Below are 22,032 nucleotides of genomic sequence, written 5' to 3' on the forward strand. Positions count from 1 at the left end.
GCAAAGACCCCGTGCAAAGGAATCGCCATGATCCACCACTCTTTCTGGCTGACCGCGAGCGACCACAGCCAGCTCTACGTCAACCAGTGGCTCCCGGCGGCCCCGCTCAAGGCCGTGATCCTGCTGGTCCACGGCATGGCCGAACACAGCGGGCGCTACGCCAGGCTGGCACAGGCGCTGTGCAATGAAGGCTACGGGATCTATGCGCTGGACCTGCGCGGCCACGGCAAGACCGCCGAGCACGGGGCACTCGGGCACTTCGCCGACGATGACGGCTGGTGCAAGGTGGTCGGCGACCTGGCCAGCCTCAACCAGCACATCGGCCAGCAGCACCCGGGAATCCCGATCGTGCTGCTGGGCCACAGCATGGGCAGCTACATCGCCCAGGCCTACTTGCTGCACCACAGCGCCAGCCTCGACGGGGCGATCCTCAGCGGCTCGAATTTCCAGCCGGTGGCGCTGTACCGCGCGGCCCGCCAGATCGCCCGCTTCGAACGCTGGCGCCAGGGGCCCCTGGGACGCAGCGCGTTGATCGAATGGCTGTCCTTCGGCTCGTTCAACAAGGCCTTCAAGCCCAACCGCACCGCCTTCGACTGGCTCAGCCGCGACCCCGACGAAGTCGACAAATATGCCCACGACCCGCTCTGCGGCTTTCGCTGCAGCAACCAGCTGTGGATCGACCTGCTGGGCGGCCTGCAGCAAATCAGCAAGGCCTCCAACCTGGCCCAGATCGATCCGGGCCTGCCATTGCTGGTGATCGGCGGAGAATGTGATCCGGTGAGCAATGGCATACGTCTCAAGGATCTGGCCGGTGCTCTGCGCGAGGCCGGCAGCCAGTGCCTGCAGCTCACTGTCTACCCGCAGGCGCGGCACGAATTGTTCAATGAAAGCAACCGCGACGAAGTGACGGCCGATGTACTGGCCTGGCTCGACCAGGCCCTGCGGCATCGCCGACCGCCGAAGACTGAATGACCCTGTTTCAAATCGATATACCAATCAACGCTCAGCACAGGACTTGAGAGAGATGACCCAGGTTACCAACACCCCATACGAAGCCCTCGAAGTCGGCCAGACCGCCAGCTACAGCAAGCATGTGGAAGAGCGTGACATCCAGCTGTTCGCCGCCATGTCCGGTGACCACAACCCGGTGCACCTGGACGCCGAATTCGCCGCCGCCAGCATGTTCAAGGAGCGTATCGCCCACGGCATGTTCAGCGGTGCGCTGATCAGCGCCGCGGTGGCCTGCGAGCTGCCTGGGCCGGGCACCATCTATATCGGCCAGCAGATGAGCTTCCAGAAGCCGGTGAAGATCGGCGACACCCTGACCGTGCGCCTGGAAATCCTCGAAAAACTGCCGAAGTTCCGCGTGCGTATCGCCACCCGCGTGTTCAACCAGCGCGATGAGCTGGTGGTGGACGGCGAAGCCGAAATCCTCGCCCCACGCAAACAGCAGACCGTCACCCTGCCGACCTTGCCGGCCATCAATATCGGCTGAACCGCCCTGTAGCCGCTGGCGCAGCCTCGCAGGCTCGGCAGCGGCTACAGGCGGGATTAGCGCCCCCCCTCCTCCACCTGCACGCTCGCCGTCATCCCGGCGCTCAGGTTGACGCCTTCGGGCACCTTGTCGAGCCTGATGCGCACCGGAATCCGCTGCGCCAGGCGCACCCAGTTGAAGGTCGGTTCCACCTCCGCCAGCAGTTGCCCGTCCGGCGTGGCGTTGCGGTCGGTGATGCCGCGGCTGATGCTTTCCACATGCCCCTGCAAGGCTTCTCCAGCACTCATCAGCCACACCTTGACCGGGTCGCCGACCTTGATCCGCGGCAGTTTGGTTTCCTCGAAATAGGCCTGCACGTAGAAAGTCGAATCGTCGATCAGGGCCATCACCGATTGCCCGGCGTTCACATAGTTGCCTTCGGCCAGGCGCAGGTTGGTGATGTGCCCACTGCGCGGCGCGCGGACCTGGCTGCGTGCCAGGTTGAGTTCGGCGACCTTGGCGTCGGCCTGGGCCTGGCGCAGTTCGCCACGGGCCACCCCGGCATTGATCTGCGCGTTTTCCCGCAGCTCGGCGCTGATCGCCTGTGGGCCTAAGCTGGCCCGGCGGCTGGCTTCGTGCTCTTTCAGGCTGAGTTGCTGCTGGCGGGTCTGCACCACCGCCTGGGCCTTTTCCAGCGCCGCCTCGAAGCGGTCGCGGTCGATGCTCAGCAACAGGTCGCCGGCCTTCACCGCCTGGTTGTCATAGGCCTTGAGTTCACGCACCCAGCCCGACACATCGGGGGCGACTATCACCACGTCGGCGCGAATCCGCGCATCCCGGGTCCAGGGCGTGAGCATGTAGTACTGCCACAGATGAAAGCCGGCAAACAGCGCCGCAGCCACCAGGCACAAAGTAAAAGCGATACGCACGGAGGCACGCATGAACAACTCCTTATAAAGGTCCGAGTACGACAGTGACCAACGTCAGGACGCAGACGTACAAGGCCACATCGAACAGTGCTTCGTGCCAGATCCAGCGCCCCAGTGGCGTTGCGCGCAACAGCATGCGCAACACCCCGGTCAGCACCAGCGCCAGCACCACATAAATCAGAAACGGGCTGAGCAACACTCCGCCCAGCGACCACTCACGCAGCCCCATGGTTTTCCTCCTGCTGCCGGCACCAGGTGCGCCAGCTCTTCTGCAACTGCACCACCGCGCCCTGGGCCAGCTTCAACGCATCGCTCGGCGGTTGGCTGCCCAGGGCCTCGAGCAAGACCGTGCTGGCGTCGGCCAGCGCATCGCCGCGACCGGCGGCCGGCCCTTGTTCCAGCACCTGTTCCAGATGCTCGAAATAACTTCGCTGCGAAGCATTCGCGGGCACCTGGGCTACCGCCAGGCTCAACCGCAAATGCATCAGTTCATCGCCGATATCCAGGCCCAGCAGGCCATCGTCCCAGCGGCTGCGCGCCTGTTCCGGCAATTGCGGGTAATGCCGCGCCAGTTGCAGCAGGCGATCGGCCATGCGCCCGCCGAACCAGCTTTCCGCGCCGCGCAGATTGCGCCGGGTCAAGCGCACCAGATCCTGCAGCGTCGCCGCCAGCAGGCGCCGCCCATGCCAGGCCGGATCGCGCAGGATCAGCAGGTGAAACGCCAACACCGCGGCGCCTACGCCGAGCACCATCGCCTGGGCGCTGTTGAAGAAATTCGCCACGTCGAACGTCATCTGGTTCTGCGGTGAAATCAGCACCACGAAGTGCAGGCAGAACGAGGTGGCCGTGGCGCCGATCTGCGGTTTGGCCATGCCCAGCGCGCCGAAAAACAACGGCACGCCCATGGCCATCGCCAGCAGGGCGAAACTGCTCCACTGCGGCAGCAGGATCTGCCCGATCATGAAGGCCGCCGGAATCGCCAGGAAGATGCCGCGCATGAAACTCATGCCAATCTGCGCGCCGTTTTCGCGACTGGCGAACAGGCCGCACACCACGCAGGTCAGCAGCATCGCCCCGGAGGCCGCCGGCCAGGCGGTGGCCAGCCAGAAGCAGGCCACGGTGAGGAAAGCCAGGGCGCTGCGCGCGCCAAACAGCAGCGCCAGCGACAAATCGCGATGGGGGCTCAGGGTGGCGGGCTGCTCCACCGGCGCCTTGCCCTCCTCCACTACCCGCAGCGCCTCGCCGGCGGCCAGGGCGGTATCCAGCAACAGGGTGAAACGGGCCAGGCAATAGCTTTGCGCCGAGCTGATCGCCGAGTCATGGGAAGCGTCCAGCAACTGCGGTCGCAACGCCTGCAAGGTCGGTTTGTCCATGGCCGCCAGGGCTTGCTGCACTTGCTCCATCCACGGCGCCAGCTGCTGCGCCTCGGCCTGGTCCAATTGTTTCCATTGCCGGCGTACCGAACGGGAGATCCGCAGCAGCATCAGCAGCTTCTGGCTCAGGCCGCTGATCGCCCGCGCCCGCTGCCGCCCCGACGGACCTTCGAACCAGGCATGTTCGCGCTGGGAGTCCACGGCGACGATGCGCCCGAGGATTTCCAGCAGGCCCTTGCGCGCCAGGGCATCGCCGGCCAGGGTCGCCCGCGCCGCCTGCATCCCGCTTTGCCAGGCGCTGCGCGCCTGGGCGGTCAACTGCCGCTCGACCCGCATCGGCCAGAGCAAGGCACTGCTGGCGGTGGCGCAGATAATGCCCAGGGAAATTTCCGTGCAGCGCGCCACGGCCTGGTCGAAGATCGACAACGGATGGGAGATCGCCGGCAAGGCGATGATCGCCACGGTGTAGCCGGCCAGCACGAAGGAATAGGACCAGGCGCTGCGCAGCAGGGTCGAACTGGCGGTGCACAGCCCCAGCCACAGCGCCAGGGCCAGCAGGAACAGCCACGGTGTCTGGGCGAACAGCCCCATGAACAGCACCGACATGCAAGTTCCCACCAAAGTCCCCACCAGCCGTGCCATGCCCTTTTGCAGGACCATCCCGGACAGCGGCTGGGCGACGATGATCGCCGTCATCAGGGCCCAGGACGGCTGCTGCAGGCCCCAACGCATGGCCAGCCACAACGCCAGCCCGGCACCGAACACGGTCTTGATCGCGAACTGCACGGCCGCAAGATTGGGGGCGAACAACGCCTGCAAAGTGATACGCACGGAAAGAACCCTGGGAAGGACAAAACAACGATAGATGCACTGGAGCGAGAGATGACGCCCGCAAATTATTAGCTAGCTAACTATCAGTCGTCCAGCATTAATTTCAAGCCACAAAAAAACGCCAGGCAGGCTGGCGTTTTTGACAGGTTTGACCCGTTATGAGCGGGCGCGGGCCTGGTTGCGCAAGGCTTTGACCTGATCGTGGTTGCGCTGTACGCCATGGTACTGACGCTCCACCAGGTCACGAATGCCGATCAGGTTGTGTTTGCTGATTTTCTCCAGCGCATCCTTGTAGGCCTTCAGGGCGTGGTCTTCGCCGCGCTCGGCTTCGTTGAGCACCGCTTCTTCGTCCTTGCCGGTCACCAGGGACTTGAGGTCGACCCAACGACGGTGCAGGTCGCCACTGACGCTGGTGGAGGTCTGCGGATCGCCGCCCATGGAACGCACGCTGGCCTGCAATTCGGCCGCGGCGGTGGCGCAATCGGCGGAGCGCTTCACGAACAGCGCTTTGAGCTCAGGCTGCTTGATGTCTTCTGCGCAGGTCTTGAACCCCTCCTGACCGTCCTTACTGGTTTCGATCAGGTCGTTGAGGATCGAAATCGCTTCTTTGTTGATGTCAGTCATTTTTCATTCCTTCCAGGTTGAGGGAGTTGTCATAGGTGTTGCACCCTGCATGCCAGCCCTGGAGTTAAAATTTTTAAATTATTTTCAAATAGTTAAGTTTTTTACCGCTTTCTGTATCCGCGTTATTTGCATGATCTGTCATTTGGCCTGCATGCAGAATGCCTGTATTTTCCAAGGTGTTCGTCACCTCAACAGACAGCCGCCATGAATCCCGAAAAACTTGAACTTCTGGTCACCCGCGAAATGCCCTACGGCAAATACAAGGGCCGCATCCTCGCCGACCTGCCCGGCCCCTACCTGAACTGGTTCGCCCGCGAAGGTTTCCCCCACGGCGAGCTGGGCGGCCTGTTGGCATTGATGCAGGAAATCGATCACAACGGCCTTTCCGATCTACTGGACCCGTTGCGCGCCAAACACGGCAAACCCAAACCCCGTCATTAAGAAGACCGCCATGCCATGTAATGCCCAACTCGCCCGCGACGAAGATTACTGGCTGGCGATTGCCCGTCGATATGACGTCGAACCCGGGCCGATCAACCTGGAAAACGGCTATTTCGGGCGCATGAGCCGCGCCGTGGTCGAGGAATACCAGCGCCAGATCGACTTCGTGAACCGCAGCAACTCGGTGCATGTGCGCCAGCATTTCGAACAGATCGGTAATTTGCAGATTCGACAGCAATTGGCCGAGCTGGTTGGCGTCGATCGCCAGGCCATCGCCCTCACCCGCAGCGCTTCGGAGGCGCTGCAATCGCTGATTCGCAACTACAACCGCCTCCAGCCGGGCGATCAGGTGCTGCTCAGCGACCTGGAATACGACAGCGTCAAGGGCGCCATGCGCTGGCTGGCGCGCCATCGCGGGGTCGAGGTCATCGAGATCGAGCATGCTCATCCGGCGAGTTTCGACAGCCTGCTGGCCAGCTACCGCGAGGCCTTCGAGCGCTACCCGCGACTGAAACTGATGGCCCTGACCCACGTCACCCACCGCACCGGGCTGGTGCTGCCGGTCCAGGCCATCGCCCTGGATGCCCGCGAACGGGGAATCGACGTCATCCTCGACGGCGCCCACGCCCTGGCCCAGGTCGATTTCGAGCTCAGTGAACTGGGCGTGGCGTTCGCCGGCTATAACCTGCAGAAATGGATTGGCGCGCCGCTGAGCCTGGGTTTTGTCTATATCGACCCGCAACGCCTGGCCGATATCGATCCGGACATGGGCGAGCAACGTTATGCCCTGGACGATATCCGCTCACGGGCACCTTATGGCACGCCAAACATTCCGGCCTGGCTGACCTTGCCCCGGGTGTTCGAGGAGCACCGCGGCATGGGCGGCTCGGCCCTCAAGGGCGCACGCCTGAATTACCTGCGCGACCTGTGGGTGAGCCAGGTGCGCGACCTGCCCGGCATTGAAGTCATGACCCCGGACGATCCACGGCTGTATTGCGGCATCACCTCGTTTCGCTTCACCCGCCAGCCGGACCAGCAGGCGATGGCCGAGCGGCTGCTCCAGGAATACAACCTGTTCACCGTGGCGCGCAGCGGTTCGCGTTGCGGGCCCTGTATCCGGGTGACTCCGGGCTTTACCACCCCGAGCGCGGATATCCAGATGCTGGTCGAGGCATTGACCGAACTGGCGGCCCAGTAACCTGTAGCCGCTGCCGCAGGCTGCGACAGGTCCGAAGGACCTTCTGCGATCCAGATGACGCTACGGCCTTTCGGCCGACCACAGCCTGCGGCAGCGGCTACAGACAGTAGCGACCATTCAGATCGCGTTGTCCGCCCCGGCGTCATCGCGCGCAAGCTGCGCTCCTACAGAAGACCCGGCGTCGCCAGGCAGCTTTTCTCCAGGCAAAAAAAAACGGTGCACCGACCAAGCGCACCGTAAAGCCGTAGAACACACCAACGAATCTTTGAAAAAAGCAGGAAAGCTGTCAGTCCAGCAGCGCCAGGGCCTCGGCCGTGCACTCCTGGATCCGCGCCCAGTCGCCGTTCTTGATCCACTCGGGATCGAGCATCCAGCTACCGCCGACGCACATCACGTTCTTCAACGCCATGTAGCTCTTGATATTGGCCGGGCCGACACCGCCGGTCGGGCAGAACTTCACCTCGCCGAACGGACCACCCAGGGCCTTGATCGCAGCCACGCCGCCGCTGACTTCCGCCGGGAACAGCTTGAAGCGGCGATAGCCCAGGCTGTAACCCTCCATGATCCCGGAGGCATTGCTGATCCCCGGCAACAGCGGGATCGGGCTGGCAACACTGGCTTCCAGCAGGTCGCGGGTAATGCCCGGGGTGACGATGAACTGCGAACCGGCGGCTTCGGCGGCGGCCAGCATCTGCCGATCGAGCACGGTACCGGCGCCGGTCACCAGCTCCGGACGCTGCTCGCGCAGGATCTGGATAGCCTTGAGGCCGAACTGCGAGCGCAGGGTCACTTCCAGCGCGGTCAGGCCACCGGCGGCCAGGGCGTCGGCCAGGGGCAACACGTCCTGTTCGCGGGCGATGGTGATCACCGGCAGAATCCGCGCCTTGGCGCAGAGGCTGTCGATCAGGGCAACTTTGTCCGCCATGGAAACGGTCGGTTGTGGGATTGTCATAGCGGCTGATCCTTGGCTCATGGGCACCAGTAAATCTCTAACGGAGGTTGCAGGAAGGCACTAATCGGCATCGCGGCGACATCGTCACCGGCCAGTGCGGCACTCAGGGTGGTCAATTTGGATTGACCGGAAATCGACAGCACGCTGTAGGTGGCCGAGGCCAGCAAGGCGCGGCTCATGCTCAGGCGCTGATGGGGCACGCTCGGCGCCAGCATCGGCCAGCAGCGTCGCTGGCCGTCGGCCCGCAGGGCTTCGGTCAGGTTCGGGCTGTTGGGGAACAGCGAGGCGGTGTGACCGTCGTCGCCCATGCCCAGGATCAGCACGTCGATGGCCGACAACTCGGCCAGCAGGCGATCGGCCTGCAGCGCGGCCTGTTCGAGGTTCGTCGCGGCGTTGTACAGGCTGAGGAACTTCGCCTTGGCCGCCGGCCCTTGCAGCAGGTAGCGCTTGAGCAGGCCGGCGTTGCTGTCGGCATGTTCGACCGGCACCCAGCGCTCGTCCGCCAGGGTGATCAACACCTTGGACCAGTCCAGGTGCTGCTTGGCCAGGTGCTGGAAAAACGCCACCGGGCTGCGCCCGCCGGACACCACCAGGGTGGCTTCGCCGCGCACCTGGATCGCCTGGCTCAGTTGCCCGGCCACCTTCAGCGCCAGGCCTTCGGCCAACAGCGCCGGGCTATGGAACTCGTGGGCGTGCACGCCCGCGGGCAGTTTCAATTTAGATATCGCCATACCACGACCTCCCGTCCCGCGTGATCAGTGCGATGGAGCTCATCGGCCCCCACGACCCGGCCGCATACGGCTTGGGCGCATCGCCGGATTTCTTCCAACCGGCGATCAACTGGTCGCACCACTTCCACGCGGCTTCGATTTCATCTTTGCGGACAAACAGGTTCTGGTTGCCGCGCATCACTTCCAGCAACAACCGCTCGTAGGCATCGGGAATCCGCGCGCTGCGATAGGTATCGGAAAAATTCAGCTGCAACGGGCCGCTGCGCAGTTGCATGCCCTTGTCCAGGCCTTGTTCCTTGGTCATCACTCGCAGGGAGATACCTTCGTCCGGCTGCAGGCGGATGATCAGCTTGTTGCTGATCTGCAGGCGCTGCTCAGGGGCGAAGATGTAGTGCGACGGCTCCTTGAAGTGAATGACGATCTGCGACAGCTTCTGCGGCATGCGCTTGCCGGTACGCAGGTAGAACGGCACCCCGGCCCAGCGCCAGTTGCGGATATCGGCCCGCAGGGCGACGAAGGTTTCAGTGTCGCTCTGGGTGTTGGAATTCTCTTCCTCCAGATACCCCGGCACGGCCTTGCCTTCGCTGTGCCCGGCGATGTACTGGCCACGCACCACCTGGGTGGTCAGGCCTTCCGGGCTGATCGGCGCCAGGGCCTTGAGCACCTTGACCTTCTCATCACGGATGCTGTCGGCCGAGAGGTCGGCGGGCGGGTCCATGGCGATCAGGCAGAGCAGTTGCAGCAGGTGGTTCTGGATCATGTCCCGCAGCTGGCCGGCCTTGTCGAAGTAACCCCAGCGGCCTTCGATGCCGACCTTCTCGGCCACGGTGATTTCCACGTGGGAGATGTAGTTCTGGTTCCACTGGGTCTCGAACAGGCTGTTGGCGAAACGCAGGGCGATCAGGTTCTGCACCGTCTCCTTGCCCAGGTAGTGGTCGATGCGATAGATGCGGTTCTCCGGGAAGAACTGCGCCACCGCGTCGTTGACCTTGCGCGACGACTCCAGGTCCGAACCGATGGGCTTTTCCAGCACCACGCGGGTGTTTTCCGCCAGGCCGGCCTTCGACAGGTTCTCGCAGATCGCCCCGTACACCGCCGCCGGTGTGGCGAAATAGGCGATCAGGCGTTGCTCGCGCCCGGCCAGCTCGGCCAGGGCCTGGTAATCCTCGGCCTTGAGGAAGTCCACGTGCAGGTAGGTCAGGCGCGCCAGGAAGCGCTCCAGCACCGCCGCGTCGATCTCCTTGGCACCTACATACTTGCGCAATTGCGCTTCAATGAAAGACAGGTGCTGCTGTTCGCTGCCCGGCTCGCGGGCCAGGGCCAGAATGCGCGTGTCGTCATGCAGCAGGCCGGCGCCATCGAGTTGGTAGAGGGCAGGAAACAATTTGCGAAGCGCCAGATCGCCCAGCGCGCCGAACAAGGCAAAGGTGCACGGTTCAACCGTTATCGAAGGCATGATGTTTGTTCTTTTATCAAGTTAAGCTACAAATACCTTTTTTCAAGGCATCACTCAAGGGAAAATGTAGTAATAACCACAACATTTTAGCAAAATATAGATTCGAAGTGGTGGTCCGTCGGAGCCATCAGTAGGATAGGCCACCGCCAAAGACCGGTTAAGACCGGCTTCCTTTGCATTGCCGAACCAGGAAAACCCTAATGGACCGCGTGCGAAATCTTCTGGAACAGATCCAGAATCGCCTTGAAGAATTGAACAAGGCGGAACGTAAAGTCGCCGAAGTCATCCTGCTCAACCCACAGCAGGCGACCCGCTTCAGTATTGCTGCCCTCGCCCAGGCCGCTTCGGTCAGCGAGCCGACGGTCAACCGTTTCTGCCGCTCGTTCGGCGTCAGCGGCTACCCCGAACTCAAGCTGCAACTGGCCCAGAGCCTGGCCAGCGGCGCGGCCTATGTCAGCCGCGCGGTGGAAGCCGACGACAACCCCGAAGCCTACACCCAGAAAATCTTCGGCAGCGCCATCGCCTCCCTGGACAGCGCCTGCCAGGCCCTGGACCCGAACCTGATCAGCCGCGCCGTCGACCTGCTGATCCAGGCCCGGCAGATCCACTTCTTCGGCCTCGGCGCCTCGGCCCCGGTGGCCCTCGATGCCCAGCACAAGTTCTTCCGCTTCAACCTGGCGGTGACCGCCCATGCCGATGTGCTGATGCAGCGGATGATCGCCTCGGTGGCGCACACCGGCGAGCTGTTCGTGATCATCTCCTACACCGGGCGCACCCGCGAGCTGGTGGAAGTGGCGCGCATTGCCCGGGAAAACGGCGCCTCGGTGCTCGGCCTGACCGCCGCCGACTCGCCACTGGCCAAGGCCAGCACCCTGAGCCTGAACATCCCGCTGCCGGAAGACACCGACATCTACATGCCGATGACCTCGCGGATCATCCAGCTCACCGTGCTCGACGTCCTCGCCACCGGCATGACCCTGCGCCGCGGCGTGGACTTCCAGCCGCACCTGCGCAAGATCAAGGAAAGCCTCAACGCCAGCCGCTATCCGGTGGGCGACGAGTACAACTGAGGCTCGCCCTCCCCCTGCGCCGGACCCTCCGGCCTTATCGCGGGCAATCGAGCGTCGACCGGCCGCTCCTACAGCTCAATGTGTTCTGTAGGAGCGAGGCTTGCCCGCGATGACGGCAGCAGCCATGCCGCCAACCCGCCACTACGCCCCCGCCCGCGCCTGCAGGCTCAGATGCGCCCGCTCCCCCGGCGCCAGGCACAGGCTGTCGGTGCCGCCCGCCGCCGCCTCGACGCAGACGAACCCGGACACCTCGTTCCAGCTCACCCCCAGCAGCGGCCGGCTGCCCGGATGCCAGACCACGGTGTCGGCGGTGTCGCCGGTGTCGATGCGCAATTCGCGCTGCCAGGCGTGATCCTTGAGCTGCAATTCGCCCTCGTGCTGGAACACCCGCTGGCAGCCGCCATCGACCCGTAGCTCGCCTGTTTGCCGGCACGCCTGGCGGCTCAACTGGTCGTAACCCTCGGCGCCATCAAGCCCAGACAGCGCTACCTCACCGACGTCACCAATACGCCAGTAGGCGTGCAAAGCCTGGCTCAGCTGGCACGGCAGGCTGTCCTGGTGCTCGGTGCTCAGGCGCAGGTCCAGGCTTTCGCCCAGGTGCGCGTGCAGGTCGACCTGCCAGTCGCACAGCTGCAACTGCCAGTGCAGGTACACGCCCTCGTCATCGCTGCGGCTGTCGAGCAGCTTCCAGTCGATCAGCCGGGCCCAGCCATGGGACGGCCAGGCGTTTTCGCTCGGATGACGGCCGTACCAGGGCCAGCACACCGGCACCCCGCCACGGATCGCCCCGACCTGCGGCCACTTCGCCGCGCACCACAGCCAGGGCTTCTGCCCGGTCGGCTGAAAGTGCAGGAGCTGCGCGCCCTGGCGACTGAACACCGCCTGGCACAGCGGATGGTCGATCACCAGCACATCGCGCATCTGATAGCGCTCCCAGGCGAAGGTCGGGCGCTCGCGCAAGGATTTGAAAAAGCGTTGTAGCGGATGCTCATGCATGGGCCACGGTCCTGAAGATCATTGCTGTCCTGATAGTCATCATGCTGCGCAAGCTCCTGTAGCCGCTGCCGCAGGCTGCGATCGGCCGGAACGGCCGTAGCGTCCTCAAGATCGCTGAAGGCCTGCGGCCTTATCGCAGCCTGCGGCAGCGGCTACAGGGGGCGAATTGTCCCGCAAAAAAAAGCGGATAGCCTGGGCCATCCGCAAAAATGCGCACATAGAGGAGGAGCTTATCGCAACAGCGTTAGAACACCGACTGAATTTTCAGGCCGGCCACCAGGGCGTTGTCGACTTCATCCACACCGCCTGGATGGGTGATGTACTGCAGGTTGGGACGCACGGTCAGCCAGTTGGTGACATGGAAGCCGTAGTTGATTTCGTAGTTGTACTCAGTCTCGCGGATCGGCGAGAACAGCGGATCGTCGTAGTTGCTGACGCCGTTGGTGTCATTGAGCAACTGGGCGTTTTTCTTCACGTCGTCGTTGACATGGATACGGGCGAAACCAATGCCGACGTCATCCTTCGGACGTGCATCGAACGGGCCCTTGTACACCAGCATCAGCGACTGGTAGTTGTCGATGAAGTTGGTGTCCTTGTCGTGGAACGTGGCGTTGGCCGCGATGTTCAGACCGCGGGTCGCATCGCCGTTGTGGGTGGTGAGTTGCTGCTGCCCGACGAACCAGTAGCCGTGCTTGCTGCTGTGCACGCGATAGCTGTCGCGGGTGACCGCGGCGTCCTGGCCATTGACGTCCTCGCGCACGTCGCTGGCATCGGCGGTGCTCTTGTAGTAACCGACGCGGTATTCGCCCGGCAGGTTGTTGACCTTCGGCGACCAGACCAGCTCGACCGGCAGGACGGTGCCCTTGGTACCGCTGCCGCTGAGCTTGAAGCCGTTGCCGTGCTCCAGTTGCGACGGGTTCTGGTTGTACGCGCCGATCTGCGCGTACAGCTCAGGGGTGATGTGGTACTTCACCCGCAGTGCCGCCTGGCTGACCGGCCAGTTGTACCAGATGTTGGTCGCCCAGTTGCCCACCTGGGAGCCGCAGAACGCCAGGTTCTGGAAGTCGCAGGGGAAGGTGTTGAAGTCTTCGCCTTCGCCGAAGTAACCGGCCTTGACGTCGAGCTTGCCGTCGAGGAACTGGTGCTGGATCCACAATTGGGTCAGACGCACCATGTGGCCACGGCCGTAGACTTCCTGGGAGGAACTCAGGGTGCCGGCACGCGGGTCGCCGATACGGTCGTTGGAGATGTTCTGGCCGTTACGGTTGGTCAACTGGATCTTCGCCTGGGTGTTGTCCCAGCCCCAGAGTTTTTCCAGGTCCAGCGCCACGCCCAGGCCGAACTGGTCGCTGTAGCGTCCGGTCTTGTCGTCGTTGTAGCCGCCGTGCAGGTTGGCGCCCATCTCGCCGACGTAATCGGCCTTGATGTCGATCCCTTTCTCGAGCAGCTTGGTCCGCTCGCCACCCCAGTCGCCGGTCATCCATTTCGAATCGGCGCTGAACGCTTCGTCAGCGTGCGCGCTACCGGCCAGGGTCATTGCCGCAATCGCTGACAACTGGCAGATCAAGCGTGCATTGGTGCTCTTGTTTTTCATCCCTACATCCTCGTCTTTATTGTTATTAACTGTTTTTCTCTAACGCGGTTTACACCTGATGCGACGGATGACAGGCCATCCGCCGCGCATTCGGTATGTCCTTGCTCCAATAACGCGGGCTTCAACGCCCCTTGAACTGCGCCACGTTGCTGGCATGGGCTTCGGCCTGCGCAGGGGCCGCAACACCCAGGCGCTCGCCACTCTTGGCATCGAACAGCAGAACCTTGGCCGGATCGAATTGCAGGGTCAGGGTTTCGCCGACCTGCGGCGCCACATCCGGCGCCAGGCGGCAGCAGACCTTGGTGCCGTTGAGGTTGACGAACACCAGGGTGTCGGGACCGGTCGGCTCGGTGACCTGGACCTCGGCGCGCAAGGTCGGCAGGCCGTTGCCCTCGCCGTTCGCCAGGCCGATCTGCTCCGGACGGATGCCGAGGATCACTTCCCGGTCTTCCAGGCCGGCGTCCTGCATGCCCAAAGGCAGCTCGCAGCGGGCCTGGCCGCTGTCCAGCAGGGCCAGCAGGCGGCCGTCCTTGCGCTGCAGGCGCAGGGGGATGAAGTTCATCGGCGGCGAGCCGATGAAGCTGGCCACGAACAGGTTGGCCGGGTCGTTGTAGATCTGTTTCGGAGTACCGAACTGCTGGATGATGCCGTCCTTCATCACCGCCACCTTGTCGCCCAGGGTCATGGCTTCGATCTGGTCGTGGGTGACGTAGACCGTGGTGGTTTTCAGGCGCTGGTGCATCAGTTTCATTTCGGTGCGCATCTCGACCCGCAGCTTGGCGTCGAGGTTGGACAGCGGTTCGTCGAACAGGTAGATCTTCGGCCGCCGCGCCAGGGCACGGCCCATGGCCACGCGCTGTTGCTGGCCGCCGGACAGCTGGCCGGGCTTGCGGCTGAGCAGGTGTTCGATCTGCAGCAGCTTGGCCACCCGAGCCACTTCCTCGTCGATCTCGGCGGCCGGCATCTTGCGGATCTTCAGGCCGAAGGCAATGTTGTCGCGCACGCTCATGGTCGGGTACAGCGCATAGGACTGGAACACCATGGCGATGTCACGGTCTTTCGGGCTCATGCCGCTGATGTCGGCGTCGTCCACCAGGATCGCCCCGCCGCTGATGTTTTCCAGGCCGGCGATGCAGTTCATCAGGGTGGATTTGCCGCAGCCCGAGGGCCCCACGAGAATCAGGAACTCACCGTCATCGATCTTCAGTTCGATGTTCTTCAGGGTGTCCGGCAAGCCGCTGCCGTAGGTCTTGTTGACGTTGCGTAATTCGAGAGTTGCCATCTTTTACCCCTTGACCGCGCCGGACGTCAGCCCACGCAGGAAATACTTGCCAGCGAATATGTAGACCAGCAGTGTCGGCAGCCCGGCGATCATCGCCGCCGCCATATCAACGTTGTATTCCTTGGTCCCGGTGCTGGTGTTGACCAGGTTGTTCAAGGCCACGGTGATCGGTTGCGCATCGCCGCTGGCGAACACCACGCCGAACAGGAAGTCGTTCCAGATCTGAGTGAACTGCCAGATCAGGCAGACCATGACGATTGGCACCGACATCGGCAGCAGGATCTTGCCGAAGATGGTGAAGAAGCCCGCGCCGTCCAGGCGCGCGGCCTTGACCAGGGCGTCCGGGATGCTCACGTAGTAGTTGCGGAAGAACAACGTGGTGAACGCCAGCCCGTAGACCACGTGCACCAGCACCAGGCCGCTGGTGGTGTTGGCCAGGCCGAACTTGCCGAGGGTGAAGGACGCCGGCAGCAGCACGGTCTGGAACGGCAGGAAGCAGCCGAACAGCAGCAGGCCGAAGAACAGCTGCGAACCACGGAAGCGCCACATCGACAGCACGTAGCCGTTCATGGCGCCGACGAAGGTCGAGATGATCACCGCCGGCACGGTGATCTTCACCGAGTTCCAGAAGTAGCCGCCCACGGTGTCCCAGGCCTTGATCCAGCCGATGCCGTCGATCACGGCCGGCCAGCTCAGCAGGTTGCCGGTGCGGATGTCTTCCGGGGTCTTGAAGCTGGTGAGCAGCATCACCACCAGCGGCACCAGGTACACCGCCGCGGCCAGCAGCAGGGTGGCGTAGATGGCGATGCGACTGAAGTTCAGCGCAGGTTTTCCGAGCTGGTTAGTCATGGCGTTTGCCTCGCAGTTCGGAGTACAGGTACGGCACCAGGATGGTCAGCACGGCGCCCAGCATCAGCATGGCGCTGGCCGAACCTATGCCCATCTGGCCACGGCTGAAGGTGAAGGAATACATGAACATCGCTGGCAGGTCGGACGAGTAGCCAGGGCCACCGGCGGTCATCGCCGCCACCAGGTCGAAGCTCTTGATCGCGATGTGCGCGAGGATCATGAAGGCGCTGAAGAACACCGGGCGCAGGCTCGGCAAGACGATCTTCAGGTAGATGGTCGGCAGGCTCGCGCCATCGACCTGGGCGGCGCGGATGATCGACTGGTCGACGCCGCGCAAGCCGGCGAGGAACATCGCCATGACAAAGCCGGAGGCCTGCCACACAGCGGCGATCACCAGGCAGTACACCACGCGATCCTGATCCACCAGCCAGTCCAGGCGAAAGCCTTCCCAGCCCCAGTCACGCAGCATCTTGTCCAGGCCCAGGCCAGGGTTGAGCAGCCATTTCCAGGCGGTGCCGGTGACGATCATCGACAGCGCCATCGGGTACAGGTAGACGGTGCGGATAAAGCCTTCCCTGCGGATGCGCTGGTCCAGCAGCACCGCCAGGAACACGCCGAGCACCAGGCTGATGCCGATGAACATGCCGCCGAACAGCGCCAGGTTCTTGCTCGCCACCCACCAGCGGTCGTTGTCCATCAGGCGCATGTATTGCTGCAGGCCGACCCACTTGTAGCTCGGCATGAAGCTGGAGTTGGTGAAGGACAGAATGAACGTCCAGATGATGTAACCGTAAAAACCGACCAGGACGATCAGCATGCTTGGCGCCAGGACCAACTTGGGGAGCCAGCGCTGCAGCGCGTCGAACGGTGAGGCTTTGCTGAAAACCGCCACAGAGCTCATCGGGATAATCCAGTTGAAGGAGTAAGTATCTGCAGGAGCGAAGCTTGCTCGCGATGAACGATCACACGTCGTGTCAGGTACGACGCTTTCGCGGGCGAGCCTCGCTCCTACAGGGGAAGAGCGCTCTCAGGAACAGCCGCAGGCTAGCCTGCGGCACCGGACCTTACTGGGCGGCCTTGACGGCTGATGCCAGCTGCGCACTGGCCTTGGCCGGGTCCGCGTCCTTGTCGTTCATGAAGTTGGTCACCACATCGAAGATCGCGCCCTGCACGGCCAGGGAGGTGGCCATGTTGTGCGCCATGCTCGGTTGCAGGCCGCCGGTCTTGTCGTCGGCCAGGAAGTCCTTGGCCGCCGCCTGGGCGCAGGAGTCGAAGCCTTGCGCGGCCATGTCGTTGAGCATGTCGGTGCGCACCGGGATCGAACCCTTGTTGATGCTGAAGACCTTCTGGAAGTCCTTGCCCAGGGCGACCTTGGCCAGGTCCTGCTGCGCGGCGATATCGCCCTTGCGATCGGCCTTGAGCTTGAACACCGCCAGGGAGTCGATGTTGTAGGTGAAGGCTTTGTCGGTGCCCGGGAAGGCCACGCACTGGTAGTCCTTGCCGGCAACTTTCTTCGCCGCGGTCCACTCGCTCTTGGCCCAGTCGCCCATCATCTGCATGCCGGCCTTGCCGTTGATGACGTCGGCGGCGGCGATGTTCCAGTCACGCCCGGCGCGGTTCGGGTCCATGTAGCCGGTGACTTTCTTCAGCTCGGTGAAGGCCTTGGTCATCTCCGGGCCGGCGAGTGTCTTCTGGTCCAGGTCGACCAGGGCTTTCTTGTAGCCATCGGCGCCCATGACCGAGAGCACCACGTCTTCGAACACGGTGCTGTCCTGCCATGGCTGGCCGCCATGGGCCAGGGCGATGAAGCCGGCGGCCTTGAGCTTGTCGCCGGCGGCGTAGAATTCTTCGAGGGTGGTCGGGGCCTTGTCGATCCCGGCCTTCTTGAAGACTTCCGGGTTGATCCACAGCCAGTTGACGCGGTGGATGTTCACCGGCACCGCGACATAGTCACCTTCGTACTTCACGGTGTCGGAGACTTTCTTGGAAAGCAGGCCGTCCCAGTTTTCCGACTTGGCCACGTCTTTCAGCGCGTCGGTGCTGAGCAGGCCGGTGCTGCCCCACTCCTGGATGTCCGGGCCCTTGATCTGGGCAACGCCCGGCGGGTTGCCGGAAACGGCGCGGCTTTTCAGCACGGTCATGGCCGTGGCACCGCCACCGCCGGCGACTGCGCCGTCTTTCCAGGTGAAACCGTCTTTTTCGACTTGGGCCTTGAGCACATCGACCGCCGCTTTTTCACCGCCGGAAGTCCACCAATGGACGACTTCCACGGAGCCTTTGGCATCGGCGGCAACGGAAACGAGAGGGAATGCACTGAGGGGAAACAACGAGGCAACGGAAATGACAGCAGCTAGACGAGAAATCGCATTCATCTGAGGTGTACCTTTCTTGTTGTTATGCATGCAAGTCTGGTGCTTGCGCTGCATAGGATTCTAAACAGGGGACCCACCCGCGCAGGTAACGAAGGGATGCGCGAATGTCACCACATGGTTACACAATGCCCAGTCTAGACACTTCGGCCAAGGCCGATGCCATGCTCGGTGCCAGGGGCAGACGCGGAATCAGCACCGCCTGCCAGGCGTGATACAGGTCCGGCTTGCCGGTCCAGATCTCGGCGCTGGGCCTGTTGTTGCTGTCCAGCTCGTGATGCCAGCTGCCGTGCAGCGGGTCGATGAAATGCTCGGCAGTGAACTCCCAGAAGCGCCGATACCAGGTTTCGTACTGCGCCTCCCCGGTGCGCTGCAGCAAGGCGCTGGCCGCCGTGCTGGCTTCGGCGTGGGTCCAGTGCAGGCGCTGGCGCACCACGGGGCGCTGCTGCCAGTCCAGGGTGTAGACGATGCCCGGCGCGCCATCGACGTCCCAGGCGTCACGGCAGGCGTTTTCGAAGAGTTTCTGGGCATCCAGCAGCAGCCAGCCAGGGCTGAGCATGCCCGCCTGGCAGCGTGCGGCTTCCAGGTGCAGCAGCAAGCGGGCCCACTCGAAGGCGTGCCCGGGGGTGGTGCCATAGGGGCGGAAACCGTCGGCCGGATGCTCCTGGTTGTAATCCGGCAGCGGCTGCCACTGCCGGTCGAAATGCTCGATGACCCGGTAATCGCCGGCGGCGGCATGCTCATGGATGACCCGCTCGACAATGTGCAGGGCACGGTTGAGCCAGCGCGGGTCCTGGGTGACATCGGCCAGGGCGAGGAACGCCTCGGTGGCGTGCATGTTGCTGTTGGCGCCGCGATAGGCCTCCTCGTCGCTCCAGTCGCGGTTGAAGGACTCGCGCATCGCGCCCTCCTCCTCGCTCCAGAAATGCGTTTCGATGACCCGGATCGCCTCCGCCAGCAAGGCCTCGGCGCCGGGGCGCGCGGCCACCACCGCGGAACTCGCCGCCAGGGCGACGAAGGCATGCAGGTAGGCGGCCTTGCCGCTGTTGCCGTCGCCCTGTCCGGGGCTGGCGAACCAGCCACCGTACTGGCCATCGCGCAGCGCACCGTTGAGCGCGGCGATGCCGTGGTCCACCAGCGCGGCGTAGCCGGGAATGCCCTGGATATGGGCCATGGCGAAACTGTGGGTCATGCGCGCGGTGTTCATGGTGCCGGCGCGGGCATCGCTCGGCAGGCGCCCGCGCTCGTCCAGGTCGCCGAAGCCTTCGGGCAGCCGTGCCGCGCGGGCGAACCCCAGCAGGCGCTGGCCTTCGGCGGCCAGCCATTGATGATGGGCAGGAGCGTTCAGCCAGCTGCTGAACGTCAGTGGAATAGTGTTCATGGCGAACCTGTTGTTGTTCTTATCAAGGCCTTGAGTCTAAACAACGGGTTCGCGCGGGCAGGTAACGAAGGTCACAGGAAATGTCACCAAGCCGTGACAAAACCCCTGTAGCCGCTGCCGCAGGCTGCGCTCGAGACCGCAGGGCTCGCAAAACCGGCGCCTCGGTCATACGACCAAGCGCGGCATAAAGTTTTACGACCGCTACGCGGCCGGGCGCAGGCTTCGCCAGCGGCTACAAAGGCATCAATCCATGGAGCGCGGCAGGTACAGGGTTACGCGCAAACCGCCTTCGCGCAGGTTCTGCAGGCTCACCTCGCCGCCATGGCTGTGGGCGATGTTGCGCGCGATGCCCAAGCCCAGGCCGTAGCCCTGCTGCTGGCCGGACAGGCGAAAATGCGGCTCGAACACCTGCTCCAGACGCTGCTCCGGCACGCCCGGGCCTTCGTCGTCGACATGCAGGATGAATGCATTGGCATCGTCGTCGATGTGCAGGTGGGCGTTCTGCCCGTACTTCAGCGCGTTGTCGATCAGGTTGCCCATGCAGCGCTTGAGCGCCAGGGGCTTGCCCGGATAAGGCGCAAGCGCCCGCCCCTGCTGGGTCACGCGGCCGTTGCCGTTGGGCGCCAGGTAAGGCTCCACCAGGCAGTCGAGCACCTGGTTGAGGTCCACCGGCTCGATGTTCTCGTGGATATCGGTGTCCTTGACGCATTGCAGCGCGCCCTTGACCAGCAACTCCAGCTCATCCAGGTCGCGGCCGAACTTGGTTTGCAACTGCTCGTCCTCCAGCAGTTCGACCCGCAGCCGCAGCCGGGTGATGGGCGTGCGCAGGTCGTGGGAAATCGCACTGAACAACTGGCTGCGTTCGGTCAGGTAACGGCTGATGCGCTCGCGCATGGCATTGAAGGCCCGGCCGACCTCCACCACTTCGCTGCCGCCGCCTTCGGCCACCGGCTGCACATCGGCGCCCAGGGACATGTCCCGCGCGGCCCGCGCCAGGCGCTTGAGCGGCCGGCTCTGCCAATGCACCAGCAGGCCGATGAACAGCAGCAGGAAACCGCTGGTGAGCACGATGAACCACACCTGCTGCGCCGGCAGCCCCTGCTCTTCGAGGCTGGTATAGGGCTCGGGCAACAGCGATGCGATGTACAGCCACTCGCCCGGCGCCATCTGGATCTGGGTGACCAGCACCGGCGGATTCACCGGTTCCAGGGTCAGGGCGTAATGGGCCCAGGAACGCGGCAACTCATCGAGTTTCAGGCCGCCGTTGAAAATCCGCAGGTCCTCGGGGCTGACGAAGGTCACCGAGATGTAGGCGTCGTTGCCCAGGGACTGGCGCAGCACTTCCTCCACCGCCTTGAGCACCGCCTGCTTGCGTGGCGTGATGGGCAACACTTCCATGCCCAGCGGCTTGTCGTTGAGGGTCACGACAAAACGGGTGCCGCCCATGCTGCGCAACTGGTCGAGCACCAGCGGCCGGTACGCCACCGGCAGCGAGCGAAAGTAGCTGACGCTGGCGGTCATCGAATGGGCCAGGCTGCGGGCGCTGGTGACCAGGCCTTCGAGCTGGGTGGCGCGCAATTGCGACACCCAGATCACGCTGGACAAGGTTTGCGCGAACAACACCGCCAGCAGCGTCAGCAGCAACATCCGGCCCAGCAGCGAACGCGGCACCGGCACCCGCGCCAGCAACTTGCGCGGCCACTCAATGAGCATTGCCGGCAACCACATTGGCTGCCAACTGGTAACCGCTGCCGCGCACGGTACGGATCAGCCGCGGCGGTTTCTCGGTGTCGCGCAGGCGCTGGCGCAGGCGGCTGACCGCCATGTCGACGATACGGTCCAGGGGCATCAGTTCTCGGCCGCGGGTGGCATTGCCGATGGTGTCGCGGTCGAGGATTTCCTGGGGGTGGTCGAGGAACAGCTTGAGCAGGGCGAAGTCGGCGCCGGAGAGGATCACTTCCTCGCCGTCGTTGTGGAACAGCCGGTGGCTGACCATGTCCAGGCGCCATTCGTCGAAGCACAGCACCTCGCCACCGCTGCGCTCCTGGCCGAACTGCGCACGGCGCAACAGGGCCTTGATCCGCGCCTGCAACTCGCGAGGGCTGAAGGGCTTGCCCAGGTAATCGTCGGCCCCCAGCTCCAGGCCGATCACCCGGTCGGCTTCGTCGGAGCTGGCGGTGAGCATGATGATCGGCACCTGGCCGACCCGCGGATGCTGGCGAATCCAGCGGCACAGGCTGAAGCCGTCTTCGTCCGGCAGCATCACGTCGAGAATCACCAGGTCGCTCGGCGCCTCGTTCAGCGCCTGGCGAAAACCGGCGCCGTTGGGCGTGCTGCGGACCTGGAAGCCGGCGCGACTGAGGTAGGTCTCCAGCAGCTCGCGGATTTCCTGATCGTCATCAACCAACAAGATCGACTTACTGACTGAACTCACGCGGGCCGTCCTTTGTTGTTATGAATGGGGCCGGATTATGCCTTACCG

The 22,032-nt window shown here is 63.7% G+C and carries 21 protein-coding genes; 5 read left to right on the forward strand and 16 right to left on the reverse strand.

What is annotated here, in order from left to right:
• The first annotated feature begins 27 nt into the window (after positions 1-27).
• Positions 28-972 carry an alpha/beta hydrolase gene (locus tag C4K27_RS23655; RefSeq protein WP_053262349.1) on the forward strand — a complete coding sequence of 315 codons (945 nt, stop codon included), beginning with the start codon at positions 28-30 and terminating at the stop codon, positions 970-972.
• A gap of 52 nt (positions 973-1,024) precedes the next feature.
• A complete protein-coding gene (locus tag C4K27_RS23660) occupies positions 1,025-1,495 on the forward strand; it encodes a MaoC family dehydratase (protein ID WP_007925083.1) in 471 nt (156 codons plus the stop codon).
• A gap of 56 nt (positions 1,496-1,551) precedes the next feature.
• Here the strand turns inward: C4K27_RS23660 and C4K27_RS23665 are convergent, their stop codons facing one another.
• The 4 genes from C4K27_RS23665 to C4K27_RS23680 all read right to left on the reverse strand — a co-directional run bounded on the left by C4K27_RS23665 (position 1,552) and on the right by C4K27_RS23680 (position 5,231).
• The gene (locus tag C4K27_RS23665) at positions 1,552-2,415 is read right to left on the reverse strand and encodes an efflux RND transporter periplasmic adaptor subunit (protein WP_053262350.1); all 864 of its coding nucleotides are present in this window, start codon (positions 2,413-2,415) and stop codon (positions 1,552-1,554) included.
• A gap of 10 nt (positions 2,416-2,425) precedes the next feature.
• Entirely contained in the window at positions 2,426-2,632 is a 207-nt protein-coding gene (locus C4K27_RS23670) for a DUF1656 domain-containing protein (protein ID WP_007925079.1), read from the reverse strand.
• On the reverse strand, positions 2,619-4,607 hold the full coding sequence (locus C4K27_RS23675; RefSeq protein ID WP_053262351.1) for an FUSC family protein: 1,989 nt from the start codon (positions 4,605-4,607) through the stop codon (positions 2,619-2,621). The genes C4K27_RS23670 and C4K27_RS23675 overlap by 14 nt, the downstream gene beginning before the upstream one ends.
• A gap of 156 nt (positions 4,608-4,763) precedes the next feature.
• Positions 4,764-5,231 carry a ferritin-like domain-containing protein gene (locus C4K27_RS23680; protein WP_053262352.1) on the reverse strand — a complete coding sequence of 156 codons (468 nt, stop codon included), beginning with the start codon at positions 5,229-5,231 and terminating at the stop codon, positions 4,764-4,766.
• Positions 5,232-5,435: 204 nt separating this feature from the next.
• On the opposite strand from C4K27_RS23680, the gene C4K27_RS23685 reads away from it, so the two are divergent.
• Both C4K27_RS23685 and C4K27_RS23690 read left to right on the forward strand, forming a co-directional pair.
• On the forward strand, positions 5,436-5,672 hold the full coding sequence (locus C4K27_RS23685; RefSeq protein WP_007925076.1) for a DUF3820 family protein: 237 nt from the start codon (positions 5,436-5,438) through the stop codon (positions 5,670-5,672).
• A gap of 10 nt (positions 5,673-5,682) precedes the next feature.
• Positions 5,683-6,870 (forward strand): aminotransferase class V-fold PLP-dependent enzyme, encoded by a 1,188-nt coding sequence (locus C4K27_RS23690; RefSeq protein WP_053262353.1) that lies wholly within the window; start codon positions 5,683-5,685, stop codon positions 6,868-6,870.
• Between the two features lie 286 nt (positions 6,871-7,156).
• Here the strand turns inward: C4K27_RS23690 and C4K27_RS23695 are convergent, their stop codons facing one another.
• The 3 genes from C4K27_RS23695 to zwf are packed head-to-tail and all read right to left on the reverse strand — an operon-like array spanning position 7,157 to position 10,009.
• Complete coding sequence (locus C4K27_RS23695) at positions 7,157-7,822, reverse strand: bifunctional 4-hydroxy-2-oxoglutarate aldolase/2-dehydro-3-deoxy-phosphogluconate aldolase (RefSeq protein WP_007921959.1); 666 nt, start codon at positions 7,820-7,822, stop codon at positions 7,157-7,159.
• A 17-nt stretch (positions 7,823-7,839) separates the two neighbouring features.
• A complete protein-coding gene (pgl, locus tag C4K27_RS23700; protein ID WP_053262354.1) occupies positions 7,840-8,553 on the reverse strand; it encodes a 6-phosphogluconolactonase in 714 nt (237 codons plus the stop codon).
• Positions 8,540-10,009 carry a glucose-6-phosphate dehydrogenase gene (gene zwf / locus C4K27_RS23705; RefSeq protein ID WP_007921955.1) on the reverse strand — a complete coding sequence of 490 codons (1,470 nt, stop codon included), beginning with the start codon at positions 10,007-10,009 and terminating at the stop codon, positions 8,540-8,542. Before zwf ends, pgl begins: the two co-directional genes overlap by 14 nt.
• A gap of 209 nt (positions 10,010-10,218) precedes the next feature.
• Here zwf and C4K27_RS23710 point away from each other — a divergent pair, with 209 nt between their 5' ends.
• A complete protein-coding gene (locus C4K27_RS23710) occupies positions 10,219-11,079 on the forward strand; it encodes a MurR/RpiR family transcriptional regulator (protein ID WP_173613361.1) in 861 nt (286 codons plus the stop codon).
• A gap of 141 nt (positions 11,080-11,220) precedes the next feature.
• On the opposite strand, the gene C4K27_RS23715 is transcribed toward C4K27_RS23710, so the two are convergent.
• From C4K27_RS23715 to C4K27_RS23755, 9 genes are all read right to left on the reverse strand, one after another.
• On the reverse strand, positions 11,221-12,075 hold the full coding sequence (locus C4K27_RS23715; protein WP_007921951.1) for a D-hexose-6-phosphate mutarotase: 855 nt from the start codon (positions 12,073-12,075) through the stop codon (positions 11,221-11,223).
• A 244-nt stretch (positions 12,076-12,319) separates the two neighbouring features.
• A complete protein-coding gene (locus C4K27_RS23720) occupies positions 12,320-13,669 on the reverse strand; it encodes a carbohydrate porin (RefSeq protein WP_053262356.1) in 1,350 nt (449 codons plus the stop codon).
• 121 nt (positions 13,670-13,790) lie between these two features.
• Positions 13,791-14,951 carry an ABC transporter ATP-binding protein gene (locus C4K27_RS23725; protein WP_053262357.1) on the reverse strand — a complete coding sequence of 387 codons (1,161 nt, stop codon included), beginning with the start codon at positions 14,949-14,951 and terminating at the stop codon, positions 13,791-13,793.
• A gap of 3 nt (positions 14,952-14,954) precedes the next feature.
• Positions 14,955-15,800: a carbohydrate ABC transporter permease gene (locus C4K27_RS23730; RefSeq protein ID WP_007926331.1), complete on the reverse strand. Its 846-nt coding sequence runs from the start codon at positions 15,798-15,800 to the stop codon at positions 14,955-14,957.
• Entirely contained in the window at positions 15,793-16,701 is a 909-nt protein-coding gene (locus C4K27_RS23735; RefSeq protein WP_007926330.1) for a carbohydrate ABC transporter permease, read from the reverse strand. The genes C4K27_RS23730 and C4K27_RS23735 overlap by 8 nt, the downstream gene beginning before the upstream one ends.
• Before the next feature lie 163 nt (positions 16,702-16,864).
• Positions 16,865-18,172, reverse strand: a complete 1,308-nt coding sequence (locus C4K27_RS23740) for an ABC transporter substrate-binding protein (protein WP_007926323.1) — start codon at positions 18,170-18,172, stop codon at positions 16,865-16,867.
• Positions 18,173-18,290: 118 nt separating this feature from the next.
• Entirely contained in the window at positions 18,291-19,550 is a 1,260-nt protein-coding gene (locus tag C4K27_RS23745; protein WP_053262358.1) for a D-mannose isomerase, read from the reverse strand.
• 243 nt (positions 19,551-19,793) lie between these two features.
• A complete protein-coding gene (locus tag C4K27_RS23750; protein ID WP_202949040.1) occupies positions 19,794-21,221 on the reverse strand; it encodes an ATP-binding protein in 1,428 nt (475 codons plus the stop codon).
• A 31-nt stretch (positions 21,222-21,252) separates the two neighbouring features.
• On the reverse strand, positions 21,253-21,984 hold the full coding sequence (locus C4K27_RS23755) for a response regulator (RefSeq protein WP_053262360.1): 732 nt from the start codon (positions 21,982-21,984) through the stop codon (positions 21,253-21,255).
• Between the last annotated feature and the right edge of the window lie 48 nt (positions 21,985-22,032).

Source organism: Pseudomonas chlororaphis subsp. chlororaphis (assembly GCF_003945765.1).
In the GTDB taxonomy this organism is placed as follows: Bacteria; Pseudomonadota; Gammaproteobacteria; order Pseudomonadales; family Pseudomonadaceae; genus Aquipseudomonas; species Aquipseudomonas chlororaphis.